This is a genomic window from Ensifer sp. SSB1 (genome assembly GCF_016652895.1).
GTDB lineage: Bacteria > Pseudomonadota > Alphaproteobacteria > Rhizobiales > Rhizobiaceae > Ensifer.
This window is the reverse complement of record NZ_JAEPRP010000257.1, coordinates 1-5,520: the sequence shown is the minus strand read 5'-3', so window position 1 is coordinate 5,520 and position 5,520 is coordinate 1. Positions and strand designations below refer to the sequence as shown.

The 5,520-nt window shown below is 61.7% G+C and carries 6 protein-coding genes; 4 read left to right on the top strand and 2 right to left on the bottom strand.

Features of this window, described 5'->3' with window-relative positions:
* Positions 1-467: 5-formyltetrahydrofolate cyclo-ligase (locus I8N66_RS34920; RefSeq protein WP_291164385.1), on the bottom strand; the 467-nt coding region annotated here is incomplete at its 3' end.
* A 117-nt stretch (positions 468-584) separates the two neighbouring features.
* Here I8N66_RS34920 and I8N66_RS34915 point away from each other — a divergent pair.
* A complete protein-coding gene (locus tag I8N66_RS34915) occupies positions 585-1,460 on the top strand; it encodes a LysR family transcriptional regulator (RefSeq protein ID WP_291164382.1) in 876 nt (291 codons plus the stop codon).
* Positions 1,461-1,493: 33 nt separating this feature from the next.
* Positions 1,494-2,615, top strand: coding sequence for an HPP family protein (locus I8N66_RS34910; RefSeq protein WP_291164379.1), 1,122 nt, complete (start codon positions 1,494-1,496; stop codon positions 2,613-2,615).
* Positions 2,616-2,670: 55 nt separating this feature from the next.
* On the opposite strand, the gene I8N66_RS34905 is transcribed toward I8N66_RS34910, so the two are convergent.
* Complete coding sequence (locus I8N66_RS34905) at positions 2,671-2,928, bottom strand: hypothetical protein (protein WP_113537262.1); 258 nt, start codon at positions 2,926-2,928, stop codon at positions 2,671-2,673.
* A 433-nt stretch (positions 2,929-3,361) separates the two neighbouring features.
* Here I8N66_RS34905 and ric point away from each other — a divergent pair, with 433 nt between their 5' ends.
* Both ric and I8N66_RS34895 read left to right on the top strand, forming a co-directional pair.
* Positions 3,362-4,033, top strand: coding sequence for an iron-sulfur cluster repair di-iron protein (gene ric, locus I8N66_RS34900; RefSeq protein WP_113537279.1), 672 nt, complete (start codon positions 3,362-3,364; stop codon positions 4,031-4,033).
* Complete coding sequence (locus I8N66_RS34895) at positions 4,033-5,217, top strand: NnrS family protein (protein WP_291164374.1); 1,185 nt, start codon at positions 4,033-4,035, stop codon at positions 5,215-5,217. Before ric ends, I8N66_RS34895 begins: the two co-directional genes overlap by 1 nt.
* Positions 5,218-5,520: the final 303 nt, after the last annotated feature.

The following is a 5,520-nucleotide window of genomic DNA, read 5'->3' as shown; positions in this document are numbered from 1 at the left end:
GCAATGACGATGGTCGGCTGAACATCCCGTCCGTTGGAGGGAATCGGTATCCCCCAAACACCTTTCTCAAGCGCCTCGCCGGCGCGCCAGGACCGAAAGCCCAGAGGCTTTGCCTTGGCGACCACCACCGGAAGCGCACAGTCTGCACCACGGGCGATGAGCGTGCTCATCCACGCGCGCAAATCCGGTTCGCCACGGAACGGCCAATACAAAGAAATCGTTTCGCCTCGAACGTTGGGCAAAAGCTGGTCGAGCGCGGTGACGATGGCGTCTGTGCTTGCCGACCGTTCTGCACTCGGAATGCCCTGCCGCGCGGGTATCAGCCTTTTTCTCTCCAGCTCCCGCCATTGCGCAACCGGGAGCGCCTTCGGAAACTCGATGCCCATATAGACCGGATCCACCTCATGCATCAGGCACGGCGGTGACGAAAAGCCCGGCGGAATATCGTCCTCATCAGGCGTGCACATGATCGACGGCCTTTCTCCGTTTCCGGGAATGTTTCGAACGCAGTTTCACCGGATCACCTTGATTATCGTTTCCTATTCGAGAACAATAAAGCAGCTTCATTCCTTTCGCAGATAAAAATGGACTTCACGACTCTTGAGATCTTCCTTCTGGTCGCCGAGCGCACCAGCGTGACCCGTGCTGCCGCCGAGATTGGCCGTGCACCATCCAACGTCACCAACCGAATTCGCGCACTCGAGGAAGAATTGGGCGCCTGTCTGTTCAACCGCGAAGCCAAGAAGATGACGCTGACGCGCGAGGGGCGCGTTTTCCGATCCTATGCCAGCCGGCTGGTGGCGCTCGCGGACGAGGCGCGCAACGCGCTAAAGCCGACGGCTATGCCGGATATTTTGCGGCTGGGTAGCATGGAGAGTACCGCCGCCAGCCGTCTGCCGCCGGTTCTGCAGACGATCAACCGAGCGCACCCGAGCTTGGCGCTGAGGCTCACCATGGGGTCAACGGAGGAGCTGACCCGGGCCGTGGTCGCGGAAGAAATCGACTGCGCTCTGATCGCTCGTTTACCAGGTGATATCGCGATACCGGGATCCGACTTTCTCAAGGAACTCGATAGCGATCCGATCTACCGCGAAGACGTGTTGATCGTCCTGCCCGCATCGCATCCGCCGATTAAGACCGCACTGGACGTGCGCGTGAATTGGCTGGCGGCACTCGAACCCGGATGCACCTATCGTCGTGTCGCAGAGCAATGGGCACGGTCGTCGACAACGATTGCGACGAAGGAGGTTTCCTCCTATCACGCCATACTGGCGAGCGTTGCAGCCGGCGATGCGATCGGTGTCGTGCCTCGATCGGTGTTTGAACTGATGGACTGGCCGGGCGCTGCTCAGATCCATTCCTTGAGCGAGATTCAGACGCTGCTGGTCTATCGCAAGGAGGCCCCGTCGCCTGCGATCGACATCCTGCGCCGCGCACTGCTTGCCGATGGCGTCCACTGAAAATATCGACCACGCACTGCCACAGGTGACTGCATGACCAATTCGCCCAATCCAACGCCCTCGCAACCACCGGGCCGTCGTTTCTTCGCGCCGATCCTGGCGGGCGCGACATTGAGAGAGCGCCTGATTGCGTGCGTCGGAGCGTTGGTCGGCATCCTCCTGACCGGCATGATCAGCGGTAGCATCTTTGGTGGTGGCGCCAGCCTCCCGTTGATCGTGGCGCCGATGGGCGCATCCGCGGTGCTGCTCTTTGCGGTTCCGGCGAGTCCGCTTGCCCAGCCGTGGTCGATCGTCGGCGGCAACACGATCTCGGCCTTCGTCGGCGTCCTGTGCGCGATGTTCGTGCCGGACCCGTTGATCGCAACCGGTCTTGCGGTGGCGATAGCGATTGCGGTGATGTCGTTTACCCGTTGCCTGCACCCGCCAGGCGGCGCTGCGGCACTGACTGCGGTGCTCGGCGGACCCGTCGTTGCAAGTTGGGGGCTTCTCTTCCCGCTGGTGCCTGTCGCCCTCAATTCGTTCCTGCTGGTGGCGCTGGGGATCCTGTTTCACAAACTGGCGAGACGAAACTACCCGCACGTGGTCGCGCCGCCGGCAAATACGCACGCAACGATCGATCCGCCCGCCAGCCGCCGGGTCGGCTTCACCGGTGCGGACGTCGACGCCGCGCTTGAAGCGCTGGACGAAACGTTCGACATTAGCCGCGAGGACCTCGATCGCGTGCTGCGCCAGGTGGAATTGCAGGCGGCAATCCGGGCGACGCCTCACATTCTATGCTGGGATATCATGTCGCGCGACGTCATCTGCGTCCATCAGGACGACAGCAGCGAGGACGCACGCTCCTTGCTTCTCAAGCACAATATCCGCGCCCTTCCCGTGAAGGATGGGAACGAGAGGCTTGTTGGCACAGTTGGGCTCAGGGAGTTGACCGAGCCCGGTGCCACTGTCGGGAGCAACGTCGCGGCGCCAGTGGTCGCTCGCGCAGACGATCGCGCGATGAGCCTGCTGCCGGCACTGACCAGCGGAGCGATTCATGCGGTCATCATCGTCGATGAAGACCATCAGGTGTTGGGACTGATCTCGCAAACTGACCTGTTGGCGGCGGCGGCGCGCGCCCTGTTCGACCATAATGCAGGCCATGAACAGGCTGCGTAGGCTTCGCTTCGGCCCACCCAGGGCGGGCCACATCCCGAGGCAGATCGGCAAGGGCTCAATGCAACGAGACTTGCCGTGTGGGTTCTCTCACATGATGCACCAAAGGCGCGTCACGCGATATCAGCCGCGCAACCAGACGCCCCGACGCCGTGACCACATCAATGACAGCGTCGTGATAGTCGTCATCCTTGGTCAACTCATCGACGATCCTCTGGCCATAGGCGACAGCTGGACCGTCTGACGGATATTTCCGGCCAACTTCGTCGCGGCTGACGACGCCTGCTGCATAGATGTTGAACAGATAGCGGCGCATGATATTCCACTCCTTACGGGATGCCGCGTCGTCTCTGGCCAATCTGAAGCAACCGAAAGCGCTATCAACGGCATTGCGAGGGTTTGAAATGACCCTGCAAAGTATCGCGAGCTCATCTCCTTGTCGCGTGACCCGAGCGTGACATTTACTTTCCGTAAAGCGTCATCTCTCTCGCCGCATCGGGCGGAACCAACCGGCACGACAAATCGGCGCGCGAACCGATATGCGGCACGGACTGTTTGCGCCGGCACAAAGACGAAGGTTCTCCCCCCACCTAGACAAGAACGACCTCTGCGTCGCACGACCGCCCGAAAGTCTGCCGGCGCAGGACGGGGAATATGCGTTGCCGCCAATCGCAGACGATTTCAGTGCGTTCGAGGTCGTTCTGGCGTCGCGCGGATCCCGTCAGCAAGCATCCAACAAGGAACAGATGATGACCGCTCTCAACCTCGAAAGCACAGTCGCCACGATCGCAGCCGAACTACCGGGGGCCGCGGAACTCTTCCGCCGTTACGGCATCAGCTTCTGTTGCGGTGGCAAGATGTTGCTGTCTGAAGCCGCGCTCAAGGCCGGCATCGCCCCTTCGGCGCTGCTGACGGAACTGGAAGCGCTTGAGCGTTCCGCAAGTCGAGATGCACCCGAGGAGACTGCCGATCTGATCACGCATCTCCTTCACCGGTACCATCAAACGCATCGTGCTGAGCTGACCTGGCTGATCCCGCTTGCCCAGAAGGTGGAGCGCGTCCACGGCGGCCATCCGTCGGCACCGATCGGGCTTTCCCAGGCCCTTGAGGCACTACGGGACGAGCTTGAAAGCCACATGATGAAGGAAGAGCTCGTCCTCTTCCCGATGATGCAGCGTGGCGACAACGAGGCGATCTCCTATCCGATCACGCAGATGCGGCGCGAGCACGACGACGAGGTGGAACATCTAAGAACGATCGAGCATGTCACTCACGGGCTTTCCCTGCCGGAGGGTGCATGCGGTTCGTGGACCGCACTTTATACCGGGTTGCGTAAACTCACCGACGATCTCGTCACGCACATGCATCTCGAAAATTCCGTCCTGTTTCCGCGCTTCGAGGCCGGCCCCCAGACGGTTTGATGATCTCACCGCCAAAGGCGTCGACTTCGGTCTGGCAGGCGCCACACCGACCCCTCTTCTTTCTGGCGGGTCTATGGGGGCTCGTTACGCCTGTGGTCTGGCTTCTTCCCGATGGGATCGGGCCGGACAAGGCTGACTGGCATCGCCACGAGCTTCTCTTCGGCATGGCCGGGGCGGCAGCGGGAGGCTACCTGCTGACTGCCCTGCCCGCCTGGACAAAGAAGGGCCCGGTCTCACCTGAAGTCACGATGTTGGCGACCGTTCTCTGGTGCGCGGCCCGTCTGGCGACGGCGTTTTCGGCTTGTCTGCCGATCGTCGCCACCGCAATCGGGATGTCTGCCTACTTCGTGCTCATCGCGGCGGTTCTCTTCCGTGGCGTTGTGTCTGGTGGAGCAGCGCACCGGTTCTGGGCGCCGTTCGCGATGGCGCTGATTGGCGTGTTGAGCCTCCTGTGGCTGTTTGGAGAACCGGGCCCAGCCGACGGCGTGCCGCGGATTTTCCTCGTCTTGATTATCCTGATCGGCGGTCGTGCGGCGCCGGCTTTCACACGCTCCTGGCTCGAACGGTCCGGCGAGGCCGGTCTCGTTCGGGATCAGGCCGGACTTTCGTACCTCGCAATTGGCGGGATCTTCGCGGCGACCGGCCTCAACGCCGCCGGACAATCGACGGCAGAGGGCATCGCGCTGGTGTTGTCCGGCCTGGCGCTCGCTTCGCAAATGCGCGGTTGGCAAAGCCTCAGAGCCCGAGGCTATCCGGCACTCTTCATTCTGCATCTGGCTTTTGCCTGGACGCCGGCGGCTTGTCTGCTCATCGGCTTCGCGATCATGTATCCAGATCGGCTGTCCCCGGCGGCTGCCGCGCATGCGGCAACCATGGGGGCAATGGGAACGATGATGGCGGCCCTCATGATGCGTGCGGCGATGGTCCGCGACGAAGGCTTGCTCATACTTGACCGCAAGATGGCATGCGCCTTCACGCTTATCTGTTTTGCCACGATGATCCGGGTTCCCGCCGATTGGATCGGCAGCGCCTATTTCGATCCCATAGCCGCCGCGGCTGCATGCTGGATGTTGGCATGGGCCCTGTTTCTTGTCGCCTTTGCACCGGCAATACGCGGTCCCGTTCCCAGACCAGTCCTCAGCGCTGACAGAGCGCGGCCGCCGCAGGCCGAACCCGTACAATAAGTTTTGCGGGAGCTCTTTCGAACCTGCCGGGCCACCGTTTCGAGGGCGATTTTCTCTGTTGGAAACATCTGCCTGGCAGCCAATTCCATAATGCATCAAGAACATTGTCAGGCCACAAGGTCGCGCTAGATTCCGGAATATCCTTTTAGCGGTAACCGATGCCACGCCCTCCCAAGACCTCGACCCAAATTGCCAACACCACTCGTAAAGGTGCCGATCACCCCGAGGGCTCGGAATCGGTTGTCGAACATGTCGAGCTCCGGACGGGCGCTCCGGCTCCGTCGGACGAACCCGGTCAAAAGG

What these genes read in the sequence shown, in the direction of transcription:
- I8N66_RS34915 (WP_291164382.1), top strand. Translation starts at nt 585, where the DNA reads ATGGACTTCACGACTCTTGAGATCTTCCTTCTGGTCGCCGAGCGCACC.
- ric (WP_113537279.1), top strand. Translation starts at nt 3,362, where the DNA reads ATGACCGCTCTCAACCTCGAAAGCACAGTCGCCACGATCGCAGCCGAA.
- I8N66_RS34905 (WP_113537262.1), bottom strand. Translation starts at nt 2,928, where the DNA reads ATGCGCCGCTATCTGTTCAACATCTATGCAGCAGGCGTCGTCAGCCGC.
- I8N66_RS34910 (WP_291164379.1), top strand. Translation starts at nt 1,494, where the DNA reads ATGACCAATTCGCCCAATCCAACGCCCTCGCAACCACCGGGCCGTCGT.
- I8N66_RS34895 (WP_291164374.1), top strand. Translation starts at nt 4,033, where the DNA reads ATGATCTCACCGCCAAAGGCGTCGACTTCGGTCTGGCAGGCGCCACAC.